The following is a 20,985-nucleotide window of genomic DNA, read 5'->3' on the forward strand; positions in this document are numbered from 1 at the left end:
GTATGCGTCATAAATCGGGATATGACATGTAATTCATTTTATATAAGTTGAACTAAAGAATATTCACACTTACCACTACGATGACAGAACAACCTTCTGATTGCACTTATCCCCCGATTCTTTGATTCACTTTTTATATTATCTATCTTGCAAAGTTACTTTCTCTCCATTGATTAGCAGGTAGCTCACATCATTCACCGGAATGGTCTTAGGGGATATCCACTTAATGAGATCCTGATCCAGCTGGAGGAAACCGGATGCGCCAGACAACTTTGTACCATCCTTCAGGTGAACTTCAATACCCAAGTCCTCCACCCGAATCTTGCTCAGTGCCTCACCTGTAAGCGTGACGCCAACTGCGGAAAGGGTTACATTTGCCCGTGAGGCTCCATTTGCATCAAGCTGAACGTTTCCTGTTTTGCTCAAACCATTTTCACTCAAGTTAAAGGTCGTTTTCCAATTTCCCTTTACAACTTCACTAATACTCGTAAAACTGCCTTGAAGTCTCAGCTTATCTAAATCGTCAACAGCAGACAGATCATACACAAACTCCTCATAATCTCCTCCATACCCGACCCCATCTTTCATATAATGTCCATAGCTAACGGAATATTCAGGTATATCGCGCTTTCGACCTTGCTCATCGGTGAAGTAGAAGTATCCATGATTATACTCGCCAATCTCATTATCCGGATTAATCTGAATGTGTAACTTGCCATCCACAAAACCCATATTGGAAATATGCATCCATTCAATACCCTCAACAGGGATATTCGTTACATCCTGATGCAATACCGGAATTGGATCAGTATCCAATTGAATATCGGTTTTACCTCCCAAGCCACTTATACGATCTTGATCCAGAATATCATAGCTATTGATTTTTTTTTCTTGTAACAACTTCTCCCAGTCCACCTGTACGTTGTAACCATCTTGAAGAGATGTACCTGACATCAGCGTATTGATCTGAACGGTAATTCGATTTTTGCTGACTTTTCCTTGAATGAGGAATCGGACAATAGCCGTTTTGTTAGCATCATCATAATGAATAATCTGAGCGTTGTTTGCATTACCACCGGTTACCCTGTAATCATATACATCCATTGTATCGTCAATGCGATGACCCGTCAGATCGGATAATGAAACATAGATTTCCGTTGTATCTCCGTCCCTGACAGCACCTATAACCTCCATTCGAATCCCTTGATCTTCACTCACCTGGTGAACAGGCTGAAGAATGCCAATCCGATCTGCACCTATAAAATGAAGAACAGTAGACAGATCAATGATCCCAACTGATGCAGCTGCCCCTGTAACCAGACATAACGATAACGCAGCGGTTACAGGAATATAGATGGCTTTGCGATACCTTTTTCTTTTATTCATGGACTTCTTGGTCTGTGCGGATGGATATAATACAGGTGGATAAAATGATGAATCTGATCTCGTAACGGTTGGTGGTTCATTCAGCGCCAATTTATCATAGAACAACTTTTTAATATTAAAGAGGTTCTGCTCAGTGAATTCTTTCTCGGATTTTCGCATTTGATCGCCTCCTTTATTTCCTGTTCATCCACCATGTCCTCAATCGTTGCCTGGAGCGATAAAGCTTGTTATGGACTTGCCTAACGTGTAGGGACAATGCTTCTGATATCTCATGGGGTCTCTGTCCTTCATAAAACCGACGTTTCATAATCTCACGTTCCGGTTCTGGAAAAGATTCAATCATTTGATTAAGTTCCGTATATGTCTCTTTACTGATCATCTGAACCAACAAATCATCCGTTTTCACCGAATGAATCTCCTCTTCATATGTAAGCTCAGTTCTTCGATTAAGTTTCCGGTAGCGATCAATCGCTTTATGTTTTGTGATTGTTGCAAGGTAATTTTTCAGGCTACTTCGCCCAGACTGGAATGCATCCGGATTCTGCCAAAAAGCAAAAAATGTATCTGCTACGCATTCTTCAATCTCTTCTGCCGATGCATGATATAAGATGGAATGAGCAATCTTCCATAACAAACCTGCGTAGTGGTTCATCACCCATTCCATGGCCTCAGGATCACGATTCGCTACTGCCTTCCGTATCTGTTCTTCTTCCACGATTACATGCACCCTCCCTTCCATGCTCATATAATCACGAATGCTCGTGTTGATCCGTGCTACCTACCTATATTCGTTTAACAAATGACTTTTACTTACTCCACGATAAAAAAAGATTTGCAGTGACCTTATGGCCTTCTGCAAATCTTCTTATATTCTATACTACCATCTTATTTACTACATCATATCGCTCTCATGGGCCTTCGCTTCGATTACTAACCAATATCACGCCTCTTCTTGCACACTGAGCTGTACATATTGGGTGAGACGACAATACTGAAATAACAGTAACTCTTCATGACCTTGTCCAAGAGCCACGCTACGCCCTTCCTTGATGAGGTGATTCAACAACTCATGCAGGAAACTCATCTGCAACCGCGAGGATTCCGCTGCGAGCTGCTCAAGTACCTCAATATCTCGTATCGTAAACTGGGATAACCCGCGCAGCAGCAACTCTTCTGACCAGCCGTTAATTCTCTCCATAAACTGATTATATTCTTCCAAGTCTGCCCATCCTCCCATTACCGATATCCAGTTTCAGACTGAGCACCGTTTGACCCTTCAGGAAACTGATTGGGCTAATCCGTTTTGGTTCCACACGCACAAAGGCATAGAAGTGTTCAAGTGATTGGGAACCATATCCTGACTCCAGTCTTTGGATCATCGTCTGCCAGTCTGTTGAATACGGGAGAGTAAGTGCCAAACGTTCTCCTTCGGCACCCTCAACCGTCAGGACAAGATCCTGCGTTTGTTTGACAAAGTTATGGTCCACGATTCGAGCAACTTTGATCACAGCCAATCGTTCTTTGGGAGCAGCAAACAAGTCGAATGTTCGCGATTCCTCTTGAAGTACAGTCGTTACATCTTGCATGGTTTTGCCCAGATTCAACGTTTCCACACCCGTTCGTGGCAAAATAGCAAGTTTAGCACCTTCCCCGGAAGAGATCCGGCGTTCTTCATTCACTTTAACTGAATGGAATTGAACTTCTTCACCCACAAACTGGCGAAAGGTCAGATTAGGCAGCCATGGTGTGAATGCACCATAATGCTCTGTATATGAGAACTGCTGATCATCGTAATATACAGCACGTACATCGCTATAGGTGTAGATTTCCTCATCATCGAAACAATAGAAATAATAGGTGATTCCACGGAAACCGGATCGTGTCTCCCACGCATCAGCTCCCAGTCCATACAGGTGAAGTGAAGGGACCGTAAAGTATTTACTTCGAAAACTGCCAATGAGCTGACTCTGCTGAATGACAGATACCTTTTCTTCTTCAAGAACCTGGAGTGCAAGATACAGCTTACTCACCCGATCCAACATGGATTGCATGGAGAATCGTATATGTCTGTTGAAAAACAACTGTAGTTCCCCTTGAATCCCTCGTAAACTGCGTTCTATGTCAGGCAGGTTGCCACTATGAGCTGCAATTGCCAAAGTCTCCAGTTGTGCCATAAAGGACTGAGGAAGGCGGGCCAGTCCCGTCTTCAACAATCCTGCCAGCATAACCCGACATTCCTGTACTGTCTGAAGAGAGAACTTGGCTTCGTACACCCGTCCACTTAATGCATCCCTATCATCTAGGCCTTTTAGGTTCCGATACCGTAACAACGCTTCAAGCTTGGCCATTTTCCCAGCAGTCTGTTGCACCTTACATAGTGCTTTTGCAAGGTTCGGTTCCTCAGTAAAAGACACCTCGATATTCTGGGTGGTCAGATGAACCGTAAGAAGTGAATCTTCAATGATCTTAATTTCCTCTGGGTATCTCAGTCGGAAAACAACTTCCTCAATCATGGAAGAACTATACGATTTAATTAACACGGTAAGATCAGACTCCGTCAACCAGCGGAAGCGAGACTCGATCTCACGTGACACTGAATGCGGATCTTCGCTTGGATCGTCCACGTTTAATACTAAGTTTGATACTGATTCTTTTACTGATACGTCTTTGGGTACGTCCAACGGATCATTATCCGATATCCCTGAGTACTTATCCAGTGCATGCTTCTCGTCTGCATTCATTGAATCCTCTGCCGTATATTCCCGTTGATCATACAGAATTGCAATCAGCACATGCTTGCAGATATGATCGGCCGGGCAGGAGCATTCCCAATGATCCAGCGTATTCTCAAGCGTACAGTGTGTCCCATCACTTAATAGGCAACTCACGGATGATTCATTCCATGTGTACGTTACAACTACACCATTGTCCAACTCTTTCAAAGACCTCTTGTACAATCCCTTGTTGGCGTACCGGATCAGATAATCCTCCGTGCACAGCTTCGAAAAAATCCGGAATTTTTCCTTGAATCCACTCACGTCATCAACGCCCCGTTGCTCTCAGAATGTCGTAGATCGTTTCACTGAATACTCGACCTGGAACGTTGCCCAGAGCAATGGGTTTATTGTCACCGTAGTAATAATATTGCTTGTTATTTGGTTTGAAGAAATGTAGGGAATCCAGGGTAATGTCATCCAATCCCTCGTAATACGTAATACTCGTACCACTGAATTGTAATTCCGCAACAAGATCTCCGTACTCTTTATAAAATTCATGATACCAGCCGCCGTCCTGTGCCGGCCCTTTGATCCAGCCGTATTTCTCCAGTGCTTTGGGGAAAGACGTTGGTGAGAAATCAGACTCGGGCAGACGATCGTATTCATTCTTCGCCTTGTCCTCATCTTCAGGCTGATGGATTTCACGATTCAGTTGTTCAAACGGCTGCTTGATCTCGTAATCCTCCAACTGCGTTGTCCAACCTTCAAGCGTCGCCTGATCCAGTTCCAGCGGGTGTATAAGTCCCACTTGTGCACCTGAAGGCAGATCAACCTCGTCTTCATCCACGGAATTGAAGGTGCCGTCCTCCATATAACGGAACGTGCTGATCAGAGCGCCATCCTCATACGTTCCCCAGATCAGACCAACAGCGAATTTTTGCATGATTACATTTTGTACAAACAGTGCTTTCCACTCATCGGCAGACCACAGACGTTGCTTGGACAATGACTCTTCCAGACGCTGCGCCTGAATGTTAACCATGGATTTGAGATCTTTTTTCAGCTGTGTGAAACGTGCCTTGGACTGGGCTGCCAATTCAGGATCATCTTTCTGTGCAGGAGCAGGCAGACTCTTCACGGATTTGCCCGTTTCTTCATTTAAGACAACGACTTGTAAGTCTCCATTGACCTTAACCAGGAAGGAACGCTCTCCGTAACTCAGCTGCATGGTTCCTTTTTCATCAAAACCAAGCGTGGTGACTAACCGATCCTCCAGTTGTTCCGAGGTAAGTCCCATATTATCGGCTGCAAGTTGCAATGCTTCTTCTGCTGCACCTTTCACCTGACGGTTCTTCACGCCACGTTTAATTTTATCAATCGCCATTAGAGCGGATGGATCTTTCAGATAAGCGAGCACTTTTACAGCATCTGCTGCAATCGCGCCACGACTATTTTCTGTCCATTCCTTAATTTGCGGAGCTAAAATATTTACAATCTGAATATCGCCAAAGAGTGCTGATACATACATCACCCATTTCTCTTTTGCAGGAGCACCTTCCTGAATCCAGACCTGAAGCATTTCACTTGCAAAACGAGCGAGAGATACCTCACTTACGTAATCTCGTAATTCATTCAACCGTTCATTAGGACCGGATGTATGATCCAATGATTGGACCAAAGCATACTGTTTAATCCGGTCATCTAAAGGCTGATTGTCTTCAATACGTATCAGTGAAGGGAGATCTTTCAAGGACAACCAGCTCAGTCTCGACAACTTTTTGGCATCCGCCTGATCAGCGAGTGCAGCATGGGCATACTCTGGACTTAGATCTGCGGTATCCAGCAGAATTTGGATCAAGCTCTTCCACTCATCGGACTTCTCTTTCTTCAAAAGCTCACCATACAGCTCCTTGCTGTTTTCCAGACTGCGGATTGCGGTCAGAGCCATCTCTTTGATTCCCACTTTTTTCTCGGAGAGGTATACGAGCGTATACAAGTCCTGATCAGGAATTCGATTGAATTCCGCTAACGCCACGCCGTTGGCCTTCTTGGACGAATCCTGCAATCCGGCACGAATCGCTTCAGCCAATATTTTCTTCGATAACTCATCACGCTGTTCAAAGGTTATCTCCAGAATTAAAATGCGCGTATCCGTTGGCAGTTTCTTGTACTGTGTCAGTGCATAGTCCAGATTCTTCTGAATGATTCGGCGGTATTCGTCATGCGGCATGGATTTGTATCTATAGTCGGTCATGCCATTGAGTGAGATCAGGCTGGTTAGCAATTTCTCACGTTGCACCTCAGGATCTTGCCCATAACGTTGAAGCAGCTGCTCTCCACTAAACGCGTATGAATTGTACATGTCCGAGATAATATCCAGTGTCCAATCGGGATGAGTGGTCAGGATTGCGAACCTGCGCATCGCCTCCGAGTCCAAGGGCAGAAAACTAATACTAATGAGGTTGTGAACACGCTTCTTATCCCGATTCAGTTGATTAAACAACCCGCGACTATTCGGGTCCTCCCAATATTCCTCCAGGGTGTTTTCTCCACCTAAGTATCTTGCAATCGCAAGTCCTTGACGTCCCCCGTCCAAAGGATGCCGAAGAGCGTTAAATACCGCTTGCTCCAGTGAGCCCTCCGCATTAGGCAATGTCAATCCTTGATCCTTCATGAATTTCTGAATGCAGAGTTTCAGGAATGGCGGTTTTATAATCTCGTATGCTCGAATCGCTTGTTCAGGACGATTCGCGATCGCGGATTGTAACATGTTCCAAGATACCGTGTACGAATTAAGCTCGTTCCGCAACATTTCAACCAACTGATAAGGCTCATCCAGAGGCACAAGTCCAGCAAGCAGATCATTTGGACTTTTTGCTCTAGGGTCCATACTCAGCAAGTAACGGCGAACTTCAAGTGGATAAATCTCATGTAATTGATGTATTGTGTGAAGCAAAACATGCCCAATCTCACTATTTGTATCAAGGAACCGTTGTTTACCTCCACTAATGTTAATCAGGTACAACAAGGCACCACTCACAAGTACCATCGTTTGATGGAATACTGTGTTTGAACATTGCTCTTTTGAAGAGAAAGACGTATTGGGATACAGTTCAGCTATGAGCTGACTACGCTTCTCCTTGAGGAATTCATCCTTCAATTCTTGGGAAGATCCGTTATGTTTTCCTTGAATATTACTGACCACTACAGGTTCAATCAACGTATGTAGCTCGTCCCGCAACTTATCTGCATCATTAGCCATTACATGTTGAAACAACACTGGTAACGATTGAACAGAAGATTGAACCTCTGCAAGATGAGAAGCCGTGTCACTGAGTCTTGAATATAGTTGCAGCAGCATTAACGCATTGATTACATCTCGATAATCCCCCTGGGTGTCAGCCTTTTTGGAATCAAAAAGCCACTGGGCACGCTTTAATTTACTCTTTAATTCAGTCAAAATTTCGTTCTCGCCTGCAAACTGTTTGATCTTCTTCAACCGGGACAACAATCCATCCATGCGATCAGCGCTCTTGCTCTTCCCGCTTAATCCGTAGGCTTCGGAGTCATTTCCCATACAGACAGTAAAGGCATCCGTTCTCCATGAATTTCTTTTGGAATAATTGGATTCCAGATATATCACAATAGCCCCGGCACGGTAAAAGATATCTCCATCGTCTTTTTTAGCGAGCTTCATGAGCAGATCAATCGTTTGATACACATAATGACTCGAATTTCCCATCATATCCGGAAACTTGTCTGTCGTTCCTAAGACATAATCAATAATTTCGGAGCTTCGATCTGTTTTTAATGAATACTCGTTTGAACAGGTTACTGCGAATTTCTCCACCAAAGTTTCAACTGCGCGGTCTGCGGTAAGCATTACACATTCCTCCTTGAATTTAAGTGATGATCTCGCCAATCCAATCCGCGAGTTCGTTAGGCGTAATTGCTGCTACATGTGCCCCCATATTAGTTAATGTCTGTGCGGCATGTTTGTTATAGACTGAATCCCCGTTAAAATCGAGCGCGGTGAGAACCAGCAATTTGCATCCTGCATCGATGATATCTTTACAGGCTTTGTACATCTGCGCGATCGGGTACCCTTCCTCCAGATCACTGACCAGAATAAAGATGGTTTTGCCTGGATTATCGATTAACGTCTCGCCATATCGCAACGCTTTGGTAATATGTGTCCCCCCACCGAGCTGTACATTCATGAGCACGTCTACGGGGTCTTCCAGTCTGTCGCTCAGATCAACAACCTGCGTATCAAATATGAATAATTTCGTGCGCAACGCATTCAAGCGATAGAAGATGCTGGCCATCACCGAACTGTAGATGACTGAATCCAGCATACTGCCACTTTCGTCTACACCAATGATGATGTTCCACTTGTTATGGGGCTGTATATTCCCGTCGAAATACAGACGATCAATCACAAACCTGCGCTTGTTTTTATCGTAATTCTTCAAATTCTTGGTGATGGTTCGCTTGAAATTCAGATTGCGCAAGGATCGAACTGAACTCGAGGTATAGCGACTGCGCTTGCCCATGATACTCGCTCGGGTCTGAGACTCCAGCTTGCTGCGTAGCTCTTCAACCACGGTTCGCACGATCTCCTTGGCGCTCTTTAACACCTCACCTTTCATCCGTCCTTTGAACTGCATAATGTTCTTGAGCAGATTCATGTTGGGTTCAAGGGATTCAAGCAACTTTTTGTCTGTTAACAATTCTGTCAGCCCATAGCGGTCAAGCGCCTGTTTCTCCAATATTTCTACCGTTGTTTTGGGGAATAGGTCCCTGACTTTGTGCAGCCATTTTGGTACAGTCAGATTAGATGCACCGCGTCCTCCCTCTTTTCGGTAACCTTGTTCTTCACCGTATTCACGGTTATACAGATACCCCAGAATCTCATCGATTTCCGTATATTGAAATTCAGCCGACGTATATTGGTCTGTATTACACAACCCTTCTTCGGACGATTCACCAAGAATCAGACGCCATCGATTTAAGGTTTCAGCAGAATGTTGATCCCCTCGGTTGCTTCCATCCGGATTGGAACTTTCATTGATTTCTCTGATATCGTCCGTTCTCCGATTCGCTTCATTCATATTAGCTTCCATGCGGCAAACTCCTTTCGAAGCGCTTCGTCCCATGCTTTGGACTGAGTCAGCATCTGCTCATCAACCGCAGGCCTCAACATTTCCTCTGGCTCAACCTGATGCAGACTCGCCACCCGTTCGGCAATCAAGCCCGTCTCCATTGGTGTAAAGTAGGTGAATGCCAACCGCAATTCCGGTACCATACTGATGAAGTCGTCGTATGAAAGCTGTTCAATCAGATAATTCAACTCGGACAACAGCTGATCTTCATATAAAAAAGCGTCACGTGCTACAGTGAATACTCCCTGTAAAAAAAGTGCGGTTTGACGGGTCTGATCCGGTGTACCATGGATATAACCACGAGCACGATCAACAATCTCATCTCTGGGCCTGTCACCGAGCCCTGAGGAAATAGCCACACATACACCCTCCAGCTGAGCCGGAAGCTGGTGATCCGACAGAAGCTCATTCAACTGTATTCGGAATGTCTCATCCTGAAAATACCCCTCCGATGACTCTGCGAGCATGGCTAGCAGCTTCAATCCCTGAGTAATGGCTTCATGTTCATCCGGGTTGGCTCTGGAGAGCTGTAACAACTTGTCCACGGCGTTCCTATAAGCTTCGGATACCAGGTCAGGGAGATGTTGCTCCTCAGATAATCCCAGCAACCTGCGGTGTTGATGAATTCGGTTCAAGACATGCAGGCTGTTACATAAGGATAGGAAATTCCCGTCGGTTCTCAGCGCCGAGCGCACCTGTTCATAGAGTTTCATCGCAGTGTCCTGAAGCCCCATGAGTAACGCTTGAAGCATGAGTCGGGCAAGTTCACCGCTATGATGATCCGGTATTTCTTGCATCTGTTCTTCCATTTTGCGTGTAGCCGCTCCAGCAAGCGTTCCGCCATAGAGAGAGTTCTCTATCAATCTGGCTTCAATACGGGATGAGTACATATAAACCCAGGTTTCGCGAACAAGATTCATGTCACGCTCTGCGATCCAGTCCGGCCCCGATTGCCGTTTCGCGAATTCCGGAACCAGATAGGTGATGCATTGAATCAATTGGCTTATCTGACGATGCTCCGGTTTCGCATACAGATCCAGAACTTTCTTGTGTTGACCTGTTGTACGAATCTGCAGTTTGTACTCTGTACAACGCGCCTTGAAGTCCTCCACGATGGGAATACTGAATGAATTGGGAGCCACGCTTCCAATGACGTCTCCAGTCAATAACTGCTGCAGCTCTTGCAGCGGTTTATCGGTCGCCAAGGTAAGCTCCCCCTTCACAAAGGAAGAGAGTGCTGCATCCATCAACTCATAGACGCCGCCTTCCCTTTTACCCCGAAGCCCGGCAAGACCTTGAATCATGCTGTACGCCTCAATCGCATCACTCGTTGATACATGTTCGTGACCATCCCTTAATTGGCGCATCAGCCGGGATAACAAGTCCAGAGCCGTTAGATTATACGGTGTACTCTTTTTGCGAAGCAGCTGGTTCCAGATCTGATCGTAATAATTTACATAAGGCATGCCGCTCGCATATCCATTGAGCCGATCCGCTTCAGCAAAGGTATAGACCATCGGGTACATTTGTTGGTGAACCGTGTCTGGATTAACCGCACTTTGTTGAGACGTTCCTGGTTTACCTTGTCCATCCAAACGTCGGTCTGTATGCCGTTTATCCATTTCTGGCTGTTCCAATTCCGATTCATGTTTCTCTGACATCAACAGTCCATACGTATGAAATCCACCGGTAATGACAAGCACACGGTCATGCTCCCGCACCGCTTGATTAATATGTTGTTTCATATATGCTTCTCTTGCCAGATCACCTGAAGACTGTAATCGTTCCGTGGAATAACACATTCGGGATAAGGTACAATACGTGAATACATCCTGCACGAATTCCTCAGTAGACTTCTCCAGGCCACCGATCTCAAACACCTTTTCCCACAATTCATCAAAACTGCGGCAGTTTGTTTTTTGACACAAACGGTTAATGAAGTCAGAGCCCGCAAGCAAGGTTTCGTCCTGAATGGAGATCTCCTTTTGTTCTGTCTGGCCGGATTTGGATGCACGAGTGGAGAAGTGTTGATAGTCCAAATCAATAAACTTCGCCGGAATGTTCAGGCGTTTTGCTTCTTTCAAAGCTACATATTCAGGTGAATACCGAAGCATCGGATAATAGCAGGCTTCTCTCTCCAATTCACTCTCATAGGTATAGTACAGACTGACAGGAGGTAAGGTTGCCTCATCACTCAGCACCGAAATTAATGGATTACCGCTCTCCGGTCCTTCAATCAAAATGATATCTGGCTTGTACTCCTCAATTAATCGTAACAAGTGATACGAACATGCAGGGCTATGGTGTCTAATAGGATAATAGACCGTATGATTACTCAGGTTATATACCTGGGATTCGAACAAGGATTGTAACTGCTCAACATCAGGGTCCAGTACCGCTGTTAACCGATCCATTTTCTCTCCTCATAATAGTCCTTCCACATTCCCTCTTCTCTGGAACGCTCTTTTACGACCTTAGAGAAATAGGTTTTGAGAATGGACAGATCCTTGTCGTTTTCCTTTGCAATGGTCCCCAGCATGTTCTGCACCAACCGATCCAGCGCAATAGCCTTATCTTCGTAATAATAGGAAGTCATCGCACTCTGGACATAGACAGACACCGCTTCCGCCGTACTCATGGATGCTTGAGGGGTGTCAAGTTTGTAGCCTTCCCGTGTCATGCCGGTGCGCAGTTCCATGAATGTTGTAGCCAGCAATTCAACCACATCCGGGTTAATGTCAATATCAATTCCACTATGTAATAACAGGCTTCGTGCCTGGGATTCAATAATTTTGGCTTCCATCTTCACGTTATGAATGGGCTTGATTGTTTCGAAATTGAACCTGCGTTTCAATGCACCACTCATTTCGTTAACACCTTTATCGCGAATATTGGCTGTAGCAATGACGTTAAATCCCGGTTGGGCAAACAGCACACCGCCATCCAGTTCCGGGATGCTCATGACCTTGTCACTGAGAATACTGATCAGACTATCCTGCGCTTCAGCTGGACAACGTGTAATCTCTTCAAAACGGGTAAGAATTCCTTTCTTCATGCCGTTATATAACGGTGATGGCACAAGCGCAGCTTCCGAAGGGCCTTTATCAAGCAGCATGGCGTAATTCCATGAGTACTTGATCATGTCTTCCGTCGTGCCTGCTGTACCTTGAATCGTGTTTAGACTGGTACCGGAGATCGCTGCGGTCAGCAGTTCGCTAAGCATGGTCTTGGCTGTCCCGGGTTCTCCCACGAGCATTAATCCTCGATTGCCTGCCAGAGTAACCACGGCACGTTCAATTAACACGTCATTGCCATAGAATTTGCGGGTAATCGTGATCTCTTCTCCATTTAATAACGCAGGCTTATCCCTGCCTATAATAAAATCGCGCACATAGGCGGGAGATAACAGCCAGTTCGGGGGACGTTTCCCCTGATCTTCCTCTCGCAGCGCACGTAATTCAACCTCGTATAATGTCTCGGCGGGTGGTTTAAGCATCTCCATCGTCAAGGTGTCTCCTCTCACGTAAACAGATCGTATGTTCTTATTCCTATCATTTTATCACAGCCCTCGAACAACTACCCGGTAAAACGATAAAAATGGTTGAAACGTCCTTCTTATCAGCACTCTTCCTAAGTCCATGGACATAGCCTCTAGCACAAATATGAAGGTGAATTATCCTTACAACCGTGCCTAAACACTGTTTTCGGCTCCGAATCAGCATGCTTATTACCCATGCAAACGCATTGTAGGCCATATGACCTTAGGATTCATTACACTTTCGATCATGTGTTTCAACCAAATGAAGCCCATTATTACAAAGAAGACACAGGCCATCAGCAGCTTGTGTCTTCTTATATGTTCAAATTTCACCCAATATCTATGAATTTTGATCGAAACGAACCACTCTCTCAGAATTCCCTACTTACATTCTACGCCCGCATGAAGCGGAATACAGCTCGTACCACTCATAACGGGTAAGCTCAATATTTATTGCATCACGACAGGCCAGAATACGTTCTGGTCGAATCGAACCAATGACAGGTTGTATCCCTGCTGGATGCTTCATTAACCAAGCCAGTACAATAGACTCCGGTGTAACTCCACGCTCCTTAGCCATTCGATCAACCAATTGAGCCGTATGCTCAATTTCAGGACGCTGTCCCTCAACTACCCTGCCAGTAAAACGCCCCTGAGCAAGGGGACCCCAAGCTTGCAGTTGAATATGCTCTGCCTGACAATATTCCATCGTGCCATAGGGAAACACGTTATCTCTAGCTTGGGATCGATTCACCGTAACACCAGCTTCTACGAATCCGATTTTGTCCAGACTCATCTCCAGCTGATTCACAATCAGAGGTACTTTACTATGAAGCTGAAGAAAACGAATCTGTTCAGAACCCATGTTGGACACTCCAAAATGGCGCACTTTACCGGAATGATGCAGCTCAGCCAGTGCGTCTCCAATCTCTTGCGGATGGGCAAGTGGATCAGGACGATGTAACAGCAAAATATCCAAATAATCGATGCCGAGCCGTTCCAGGATACCGTCCACACTCGCCAGAATATGTGCACGTGAGGTGTCATAACGCTGCGGTCCTTCATCATCACCTACAAGACGTATACCACACTTCGACTGTATAATGATCTGCTCACGCAAGCCGGGAGTTTCGGATAAAACTCGCCCCAAGACATGCTCTGCCTTACCACGTGTGTAAATATCCGCCAGATCAAAGTGATTAATGCCGATTTCGATAGCTGCTTCTACCGCTCGATGACCTTCTACGACAAGATCGGAAGTAATGGGGAGCCCATCCCATTCACCCCCAAACCGCATACAGCCAAGAACCATTCGACTTGCCGGAATCTGGTGGTGATGCAAAGGAAGTTGTGCGTAAGACATGTCAGCGTTCACCTCATTTTCATTTTTAGCAAGCATAATAATCGATTCTCTCTACCATGTCTTCTTCCATCTTCCTCTATTTTCCTGCTCTATCATCCATATGAAGAAAAAACAAGGTTTCAAAAGCTTGTGTATTGAATATATAGAGGGTGCAGGTATTATGCAGGAATATGAGAGGAGATATTACATTTGAACCCGAATGAACTCAACGAGTCCTCAAAGCCAGCGTTTTTCACGAAAGAATTCACGCATAACCCTTACCCGGTGTATGAAAAGTTAAGAAAAGATGAGCCCGTTTTCAGAGTCATGTTTCCTCATGGGGAATTCGGCTGGATTATTACCCGATACGAGGATGCAGTCCAGATTCTGAAAGATACTCGATTCAGCAAAGACATGGTCCGACGTTACGGCGCTGACAATCAAAGCATCTTCTCGAATAATATGTTGTTCTCCGATCCGCCAGATCATAGACGTCTTCGGGGACTTGTGCAGAAAGCATTCACACCCAAACTGGTCGCAGACATGCGAAGCCATATTCGGGACATTGCTGATGAACTGCTGGACAACCTCCCGTCACAGGAAAAAATGAATCTGATCGATGACTTTGCCTTCCCGCTGCCTATCATTGTCATTAGTGAAATTCTGGGAGTACCTCTTGAGGATCGTGACAAATTCCGCTTGTGGTCCAATACGGTAATCGATGCTTCCACAGCCGAGAGCGCCGAGCTGTTTGAGCAGCATGCAAGGGAGTTTACGGATTACCTTACGGCCTGGTTTGCGAAAGTTCGCCGAGATCCCGGCACTGATCTGATCAGCCAGCTTGTCATTGCAGAAGAATCCGGGCAGCGGTTAACTGAACAAGAACTGCTTGGCGTGGTCTCCTTATTAATCATTGCCGGTCATGAAACAACTGTTAATCTCATCGGCAATGGGATTCTCGCCCTACTGGAGCATCCAGAGCAACGCGAACTGCTCATCAAGCAGCCTGAGCTTATTCACAATGCCATTGAAGAGATGCTTCGTTATAACGGGCCTTTGGAGTTCAGCACATCTCGCTGGGCTCTGGAAGATATTGAATTCCGTGGAGAGCATATCGCTCAAGGTGAACTTGTCATTGTTGCGCTTGGTTCCGCCAACCGGGACGAACAGCAGTTTAAGGATGCTGATATCTTCGACATTACCCGCGAAAAAAGTTCGCATCTGGCTTTTGGCAAAGGCATTCATCTCTGCCTGGGAGCACCGCTCGCTCGTCTGGAAGGTGAGATTGCAGTCAGCACACTTCTGAATCGTTTTCCAAATATACAGCTTCAGGCAGATGTGAATGAACTGGAATGGAGACCTGGCATGATTGTTCGTGGTGTCAAGGAAATCCCGGTTCAACTTAAATAATAGCTAAATATGAATAAATGAAAGCGAGGCACATGACATCATGGAAATGAACACCTTGGTATGGATCGTTCTGCTGCTTCTGATCCTTGTGTTACTGGTCAGAGTCACCAGTCTGCAACGCCAATTAAATGAGTTGAAAAGTGATGTGGAGCGTCTGGAGAACGGTTCAACAGTCAGCGCCCGCTCTGACTTCAATTACACATTGTCGCCGAAGGAAACATCTCCTTCCCACACAAGCCAACCAGCCCAATCGGATCTGGATCAGGAACTGCTTACACTTATACAACAAGGGAAAAAAATTATGGCGATCAAACGACTGCGTGAAGCCCGAGGTCTTTCGTTGAAGGAAGCCAAAGACTATGTTGATTCCCTAGATCGGTAATATACAACTCACATAACTCTCCGGGGAAGTTACTCCAGACTTTCGGCTGTTAACACAGACGCAGTAGAAAGTGTGGAATCTTCACCGAGAGTTTACTTTTCTAACGACATATGCTACTGTTATTTCTATATTACTAGAAATAAGAAATAAAGACGAAAGGACGGATCATGATGCAATCAAACTCGAATGAGATTGAACAAGTCGTCAAAATTCATAAAGCGCTGGGCGAGCAAACACGCTACAAAATCATTCAGATTTTATCGAGCGAAAGCAACCTGTGTCCCGCCGATCTGGAGAGCCGCCTTGTTACGGTTGCCCTATCGACTCTGTCTCATCACCTGAAACAGCTATCCGATTGTGGCCTGCTTACATCGCAGAAGAAAGGTACGTATATCTACTACAGCCTAAACACGGAGACTGCACAAAAGTTTGTTCCCTATCTGCTAAATAAATAAAAAATTTGAGTTATATTTCTATATAATTAGAAATATTGAAACAGTACCTTAACATTTATTAGTAGCACTAGGTCACCTAAGTTTACGCTTATATCAAATATTCATTATCTAGGTTGTAACATTACCATTCGCCCAGATAGGGTGCATTCAGAGAGTTCATTTCTTGTTCTATCGTCTTTATTTCTATATTTCTAAAAATATAATAATTACAATTAGAAAGAGGTTATGTTTCCATGTCTTCTTCTACGCTCAAAATCTATGTTCTTGCCTTGGTCAGCTTCCTTGTAGGAACGTCCGAATATGTCATTGCCGGCATTTTGGATCGCATTGCAGATACCATGAATATCTCTTTAATCGCTGCCGGACAGCTCATTACGATTTTTTCACTCGTATATGCGCTAGGTACACCTGTCATTATTGCACTGACTTCGCGCTGGGACCGTCGCAAGCTGTTGCTATACTTCCTCGGTCTATTCGTTGTGGCTAATGTTCTTGCCTATCTGTTGCCGGGTTATGGACTGTTCGTCGCAGCACGCGTGTTGATGGCTTTAGGGGCGGGCGTTGTTGTTGTCACGGCATTAACGGTTGCTTCCCAAATAGCGGCTGAGGGCAAACAAGCTAGTGCAATCGCCACAGTAATCACTGGATTTACGGCTTCTTTGATTGTTGGCGTTCCGCTCGGAAGGCTTGTGGCTGCATCTTGGGATTGGAAGCTCGTTTTTGCCGGTATCGCCGTTCTTGGCATTCTCGCCATGCTGGTGATCGCGGCCGCCATTCCACCTTCCAAAGCAGAAGCGCCTGTTCCGCTGAAGAATCAACTGTCTTTGCTCAAACAGCCACGAATTGTACTGGCACTGCTGGTGACCTTTTTCTGGTTAGGTGGGTATTCCATTGCCTACACGTATATTTCACCTTACCTTGTATCCATTTCAAGAATGAGCGAAGCACTACTCAGTTCAGCTTTACTCGCATTTGGCATAGCAAGTCTGATCGGTTCAAAAGTTGGAGGATTCAGCGCTGACAGATGGGGTGTCAAACGAACACTGATCACAGGCATGACGTTGCATATCGTGAGTCTGCTTCTGTTGAATATAACGGCAAGCTCTCATCTCGCTGTCTTGCTTGTTCTGATTTTGTGGTCTTTTGCCGCGTGGTCCTCGGGTCCAACTCAGCAGTATAACCTCGTGACTATGGCTCCCGAATCCTCAGGTATTATGCTTAGTCTGAATAGTTCGGTCATGCAATTAGCTATGGCCGCCGGAGCAGGGATTGGTGGCATCGCAGTAAGCAGCGTCTCATTGTCATCCATCACCTGGATTGGGGCTGTCGGGGTCGTTATTGCCGTTATCATCGTCATAAGTTCGTACCGTTCAGCATTTACGAAAAGTAAACAAACCAATGCATCACACAACGTTGCCTGATATGGATTCGCAGTACTATGCGTAGTATAAAAGAGAAATTAAAAAGAGAGGCTCTGTACGCATACAGTGACCTCTCTTTAAACATTTTAACAGCTATTTTATTGCCGATAAGCTGAACTCTTATTGGGCCGTAACTGCACCATCGATCGGATATACTGCACCATTAATATACGGCGCTTCATCTCCAAGCAGGAAGGAAACCAGGTTAGCGATCTCTTCCGGTCTGCCAAGGCGTCCAGATGGAATGCTATCAACGGTTGCCTTGAACACTTCAGGGTTGTCTTTACCAAACTGAACAACCATCGGCGTCTCAATTGTACCTGGAGCAATCGCATTTACACGAATGTTGTCCTTGCCATATTCAATTGCAGCTGTGCGGGTCAAACCCACCACGCCATGTTTGGTTGCTGCGTAAGGTGCAACCGCGGGTACACCAACAATACCGGCTGTGGAGGCTGTATTCAGAATGGAACCTCCACCTGTTTTGAGCATTTCAGTAATTACATACTTCAACCCGTAGAATACACTTCTCAGGTTAATATCAATAATCTGGTCAAACTGCTCAATCGTATGTTCAATCAGCTTGATCCCAGGACCTGCAATCCCTGCATTATTAAAGAACATGTCGATTCGTCCGAACTCTTCGACTGCTTTTTTCACATAATTCTCAACTTCAGGTGCTTTACTCACATCTGCTTGTACAAAAATAGCTTTACTTCCAAGCTTCTCAATCTGCTTAACGGTTTCAAGACCTGTCTCTTCGACAAGATCCACAACGACAATGGATGCGCCCTTCTCAGCCAGCTTTAGCGCTGCTGCTTGGCCCAATCCACTTCCTGCTCCAGTAATAATGGCTACTTTTCCTGCGTGACTCATGTTGATCTCCTCCATGTGTGTGTGTCATCTTGTGATTGGATCGATGAATACAATATGAAACGTACGTACATGCAATGATGCAATATGTAGGTCAAAAATGGCATAAAACCTTCCTGACTTTACCTATTCTAATAGACTTTCGACATAAAAACAAATCATATAATATGTATTCATACTATATTATATGTCACATTTTCAGCATTCTATTCAAGAAGCACGCAACGATAATGTCTTGTCACGTGCTCCTCTTTTACCTCTTTTACATAAACAATACTTTGAAAGTCGGTATCTCTACAACTTCACACGGTGCATTTCCGCTTTATCGAAACGGCTATCTTAGCAAATTGGTTTTTGCTAATTCAATAATTTCGTCCCCGCGTCCGTTCAGCACGGCTTTCATCATCCATAACGTGAATCCTTCAGCCTGTTTGATATCAATCTTCGGAGGTAAAGACAATTCCTGACGGTTCACCACCACATCAATCAGTACAGGACCATCATGCTGAAGCGCACGCTGCACAGCTCCTTCAAGTTCACCCGGATCTTCAACCCGAATACCTTCCATGCCCATGGCTTGAGCAACCATCGCAAAGTTGGGATTTACAAGCTCTGTTCCCGATTCCAGGAATCCGGCAGCTTTCATCTCCAGCTCAACAAAACCGAGTGCTCCATTATTAAACACCACAACTTTGATCGGCAGATTATGCTGTTTCAGTGTCAACAGATCACCCATCAGCATCGTAATACCACCATCACCCGATAACGAGATGACTTGTCTGCCTGGATCAGCGACCTGAGCACCAATTGCTTGTGGAAGGGCATTGGCCATCGTACCATGACTGAATGAACCGAGCAGCCTGCGATTACGAGACATCTCGATATAACGGGCCGCCCATACTGTCGGAGTACCGACATCACAGGTGAAGATGGCATTTTCAGCTGCGGCATCACTAATGACCTTGGTCAGGTACTGCGGATGGATGGGCTTTTTACCCGGTTTTCCAACGGCCAGCTCGTCCAGATCTTTGCGTACTTTCACATAACGATCCACACTTTTACGCAAATGTTTGTCACTGTGTTCCTCTGTCAGATAAGGAAGCAAAGTTTCAATGGTCGCTTTCACATCCCCACATACGCCGTAATCCAGCTTCGTGCGCCGACCCAGATGGGAAGATTGAATGTCGACCTGAAGGACTTTCGCATCTTCGGGATAGAATTGACGATATGGGAAATCCGTTCCCAGCATTAGTAGTACATCACAGTCCATCATGGCATGATAACCGGATGAATACCCAATTAGACCCGTAAGACCCACGGAATAGGGGTTGTCATACTCCAAATATTCCTTCCCTCTTAACGCAATAACCATCGGGGATTTCAAGCGATCACAGAGCTGCATAAGGGGTTCCCGAGCGCCCGCGCAGCCTGCACCGCACAATAACGTAATTTTTTTGCCTTGATTCAGATACTCCGCCAGTTTCACGAGTTCAGGCTCAGAAGGATGTACCACGGGGTTGGTTGCGTGATACACATGCTCAGGCACAGGAAGATCCGCTGCTTCAAGACCTGCTACATCCCCCGGCAATACAACGACGGACACACCTGAACGTGCGACTGCTGTCTGAATGGCCATCGTCAGAGAACGCGGCATCTGTTTTGCTGTTGTAATGACTTCACAATAATCACTACATTCCTGGAACAGATACTCCGGATGCGTCGCCTGAAAATATTCACTGCCAATCTCGTCACTTGGGATATGTGCAGCGATAGCGAGTACAGGAACACGATTGCGGTGACAGTCGTACAGACCATTAATCAGATGCATATTACCAGGACCACTGCTACCTGCGCAGACAGCGATACTTCCACTGACCTGAGCGTCCGCCCCAGCAGCAAATGCAGCTACTTCTTCATGACGTACATGAATCCACTCGATCTTGCCCGAACGACGAATGGAGTCGAGTACCGCATTCAAGGAGTCTCCAACAATGCCATATATGCGTTTGATGCCAGCGTTCAATAAGGATTCAACCAGAACGTCCGCGACTGTTTTTTTCATAAGTGATGGGTCTCCTTTAATTGCTCATTTTGATTATGTTTCCACTCTGTTAATATACCTATTCTTATACCCCAATCTTTCGAAAACCGAACCAACTCATATGTATGTCTGGATATATGAAACAAAAAAACTGCCCCTTGAACCGTTATTTCATTGTTAGCAAAATGCCAAAAAATCCGCTTGTCGAATGACAAACGGATTACGGTTAAACTAGGTTTATTGTTATTTCATGTG

At 45.4% G+C, this 20,985-nt stretch carries 15 protein-coding genes; 4 read left to right on the top strand and 11 right to left on the bottom strand.

Features of this window, described 5'->3' with window-relative positions:
• Positions 1 to 138 precede the first annotated feature (138 nt).
• The 9 genes from NZ043_RS26210 to NZ043_RS26250 all read right to left on the bottom strand — a co-directional run bounded on the left by NZ043_RS26210 (position 139) and on the right by NZ043_RS26250 (position 14,169).
• Positions 139 to 1,545: a hypothetical protein gene (locus tag NZ043_RS26210; RefSeq protein ID WP_339309645.1), complete on the bottom strand. Its 1,407-nt coding sequence runs from the start codon at positions 1,543 to 1,545 to the stop codon at positions 139 to 141.
• Positions 1,546 to 1,558: 13 nt separating this feature from the next.
• Positions 1,559 to 2,101 carry a sigma-70 family RNA polymerase sigma factor gene (locus tag NZ043_RS26215; protein ID WP_339309646.1) on the bottom strand — a complete coding sequence of 181 codons (543 nt, stop codon included), beginning with the start codon at positions 2,099 to 2,101 and terminating at the stop codon, positions 1,559 to 1,561.
• A 225-nt stretch (positions 2,102 to 2,326) separates the two neighbouring features.
• A complete protein-coding gene (locus NZ043_RS26220) occupies positions 2,327 to 2,605 on the bottom strand; it encodes a hypothetical protein (RefSeq protein WP_339309647.1) in 279 nt (92 codons plus the stop codon).
• Positions 2,592 to 4,424: a hypothetical protein gene (locus tag NZ043_RS26225; RefSeq protein WP_339309648.1), complete on the bottom strand. Its 1,833-nt coding sequence runs from the start codon at positions 4,422 to 4,424 to the stop codon at positions 2,592 to 2,594. Before NZ043_RS26225 ends, NZ043_RS26220 begins: the two co-directional genes overlap by 14 nt.
• A 4-nt stretch (positions 4,425 to 4,428) precedes the next feature.
• Positions 4,429 to 7,986, bottom strand: coding sequence for a DUF4132 domain-containing protein (locus tag NZ043_RS26230; RefSeq protein WP_339309649.1), 3,558 nt, complete (start codon positions 7,984 to 7,986; stop codon positions 4,429 to 4,431).
• 19 nt (positions 7,987 to 8,005) lie between these two features.
• On the bottom strand, positions 8,006 to 9,229 hold the full coding sequence (locus tag NZ043_RS26235) for a VWA domain-containing protein (protein ID WP_339309650.1): 1,224 nt from the start codon (positions 9,227 to 9,229) through the stop codon (positions 8,006 to 8,008).
• On the bottom strand, positions 9,214 to 11,682 hold the full coding sequence (locus NZ043_RS26240) for a DUF5682 family protein (RefSeq protein WP_339309651.1): 2,469 nt from the start codon (positions 11,680 to 11,682) through the stop codon (positions 9,214 to 9,216). Before NZ043_RS26240 ends, NZ043_RS26235 begins: the two co-directional genes overlap by 16 nt.
• Entirely contained in the window at positions 11,670 to 12,770 is a 1,101-nt protein-coding gene (locus tag NZ043_RS26245; RefSeq protein WP_074095349.1) for an AAA family ATPase, read from the bottom strand. Before NZ043_RS26245 ends, NZ043_RS26240 begins: the two co-directional genes overlap by 13 nt.
• Before the next feature lie 421 nt (positions 12,771 to 13,191).
• The gene (locus NZ043_RS26250; RefSeq protein ID WP_091029665.1) at positions 13,192 to 14,169 is read right to left on the bottom strand and encodes an aldo/keto reductase; all 978 of its coding nucleotides are present in this window, start codon (positions 14,167 to 14,169) and stop codon (positions 13,192 to 13,194) included.
• 189 nt (positions 14,170 to 14,358) lie between these two features.
• Between NZ043_RS26250 and NZ043_RS26255 the strand changes: the two genes are divergently transcribed.
• From NZ043_RS26255 to NZ043_RS26270, 4 genes are all read left to right on the top strand, one after another.
• Positions 14,359 to 15,558: a cytochrome P450 gene (locus NZ043_RS26255; RefSeq protein WP_339309652.1), complete on the top strand. Its 1,200-nt coding sequence runs from the start codon at positions 14,359 to 14,361 to the stop codon at positions 15,556 to 15,558.
• A gap of 40 nt (positions 15,559 to 15,598) precedes the next feature.
• A complete protein-coding gene (locus NZ043_RS26260) occupies positions 15,599 to 15,940 on the top strand; it encodes a ribosomal protein L7/L12 (RefSeq protein ID WP_256332244.1) in 342 nt (113 codons plus the stop codon).
• A gap of 167 nt (positions 15,941 to 16,107) precedes the next feature.
• Positions 16,108 to 16,395 carry a metalloregulator ArsR/SmtB family transcription factor gene (locus NZ043_RS26265; protein ID WP_091029659.1) on the top strand — a complete coding sequence of 96 codons (288 nt, stop codon included), beginning with the start codon at positions 16,108 to 16,110 and terminating at the stop codon, positions 16,393 to 16,395.
• A gap of 233 nt (positions 16,396 to 16,628) precedes the next feature.
• On the top strand, positions 16,629 to 17,816 hold the full coding sequence (locus tag NZ043_RS26270; protein WP_339309653.1) for an MFS transporter: 1,188 nt from the start codon (positions 16,629 to 16,631) through the stop codon (positions 17,814 to 17,816).
• Between the two features lie 120 nt (positions 17,817 to 17,936).
• Here NZ043_RS26270 and NZ043_RS26275 read toward each other — a convergent pair whose 3' ends face one another.
• Both NZ043_RS26275 and poxB read right to left on the bottom strand, forming a co-directional pair.
• Positions 17,937 to 18,692, bottom strand: coding sequence for an SDR family NAD(P)-dependent oxidoreductase (locus NZ043_RS26275; protein ID WP_062834752.1), 756 nt, complete (start codon positions 18,690 to 18,692; stop codon positions 17,937 to 17,939).
• A gap of 331 nt (positions 18,693 to 19,023) precedes the next feature.
• Positions 19,024 to 20,751 (bottom strand): ubiquinone-dependent pyruvate dehydrogenase, encoded by a 1,728-nt coding sequence (poxB, locus tag NZ043_RS26280; protein WP_133385094.1) that lies wholly within the window; start codon positions 20,749 to 20,751, stop codon positions 19,024 to 19,026.
• Positions 20,752 to 20,985: the final 234 nt, after the last annotated feature.

The sequence above is a fragment of the Paenibacillus sp. FSL k6-2145 genome (assembly GCF_037976585.1).
In the GTDB taxonomy this organism is placed as follows: Bacteria; Bacillota; Bacilli; order Paenibacillales; family Paenibacillaceae; genus Paenibacillus.

Excerpts from the sequence above, each read along its gene's own strand:
- NZ043_RS26210 (WP_339309645.1), bottom strand. The coding sequence starts at position 1,545 with ATGCGAAAATCCGAGAAAGAATTCACTGAGCAGAACCTCTTTAATATT.
- NZ043_RS26230 (WP_339309649.1), bottom strand. The coding sequence starts at position 7,986 with ATGCTTACCGCAGACCGCGCAGTTGAAACTTTGGTGGAGAAATTCGCA.
- NZ043_RS26235 (WP_339309650.1), bottom strand. The coding sequence starts at position 9,229 with ATGGAAGCTAATATGAATGAAGCGAATCGGAGAACGGACGATATCAGA.
- NZ043_RS26240 (WP_339309651.1), bottom strand. The coding sequence starts at position 11,682 with ATGGATCGGTTAACAGCGGTACTGGACCCTGATGTTGAGCAGTTACAA.
- NZ043_RS26245 (WP_074095349.1), bottom strand. The coding sequence starts at position 12,770 with ATGGAGATGCTTAAACCACCCGCCGAGACATTATACGAGGTTGAATTA.
- NZ043_RS26250 (WP_091029665.1), bottom strand. The coding sequence starts at position 14,169 with ATGTCTTACGCACAACTTCCTTTGCATCACCACCAGATTCCGGCAAGT.
- NZ043_RS26260 (WP_256332244.1), top strand. The coding sequence starts at position 15,599 with ATGGAAATGAACACCTTGGTATGGATCGTTCTGCTGCTTCTGATCCTT.
- NZ043_RS26265 (WP_091029659.1), top strand. The coding sequence starts at position 16,108 with ATGATGCAATCAAACTCGAATGAGATTGAACAAGTCGTCAAAATTCAT.
- NZ043_RS26270 (WP_339309653.1), top strand. The coding sequence starts at position 16,629 with ATGTCTTCTTCTACGCTCAAAATCTATGTTCTTGCCTTGGTCAGCTTC.
- NZ043_RS26275 (WP_062834752.1), bottom strand. The coding sequence starts at position 18,692 with ATGAGTCACGCAGGAAAAGTAGCCATTATTACTGGAGCAGGAAGTGGA.
- poxB (WP_133385094.1), bottom strand. The coding sequence starts at position 20,751 with ATGAAAAAAACAGTCGCGGACGTTCTGGTTGAATCCTTATTGAACGCT.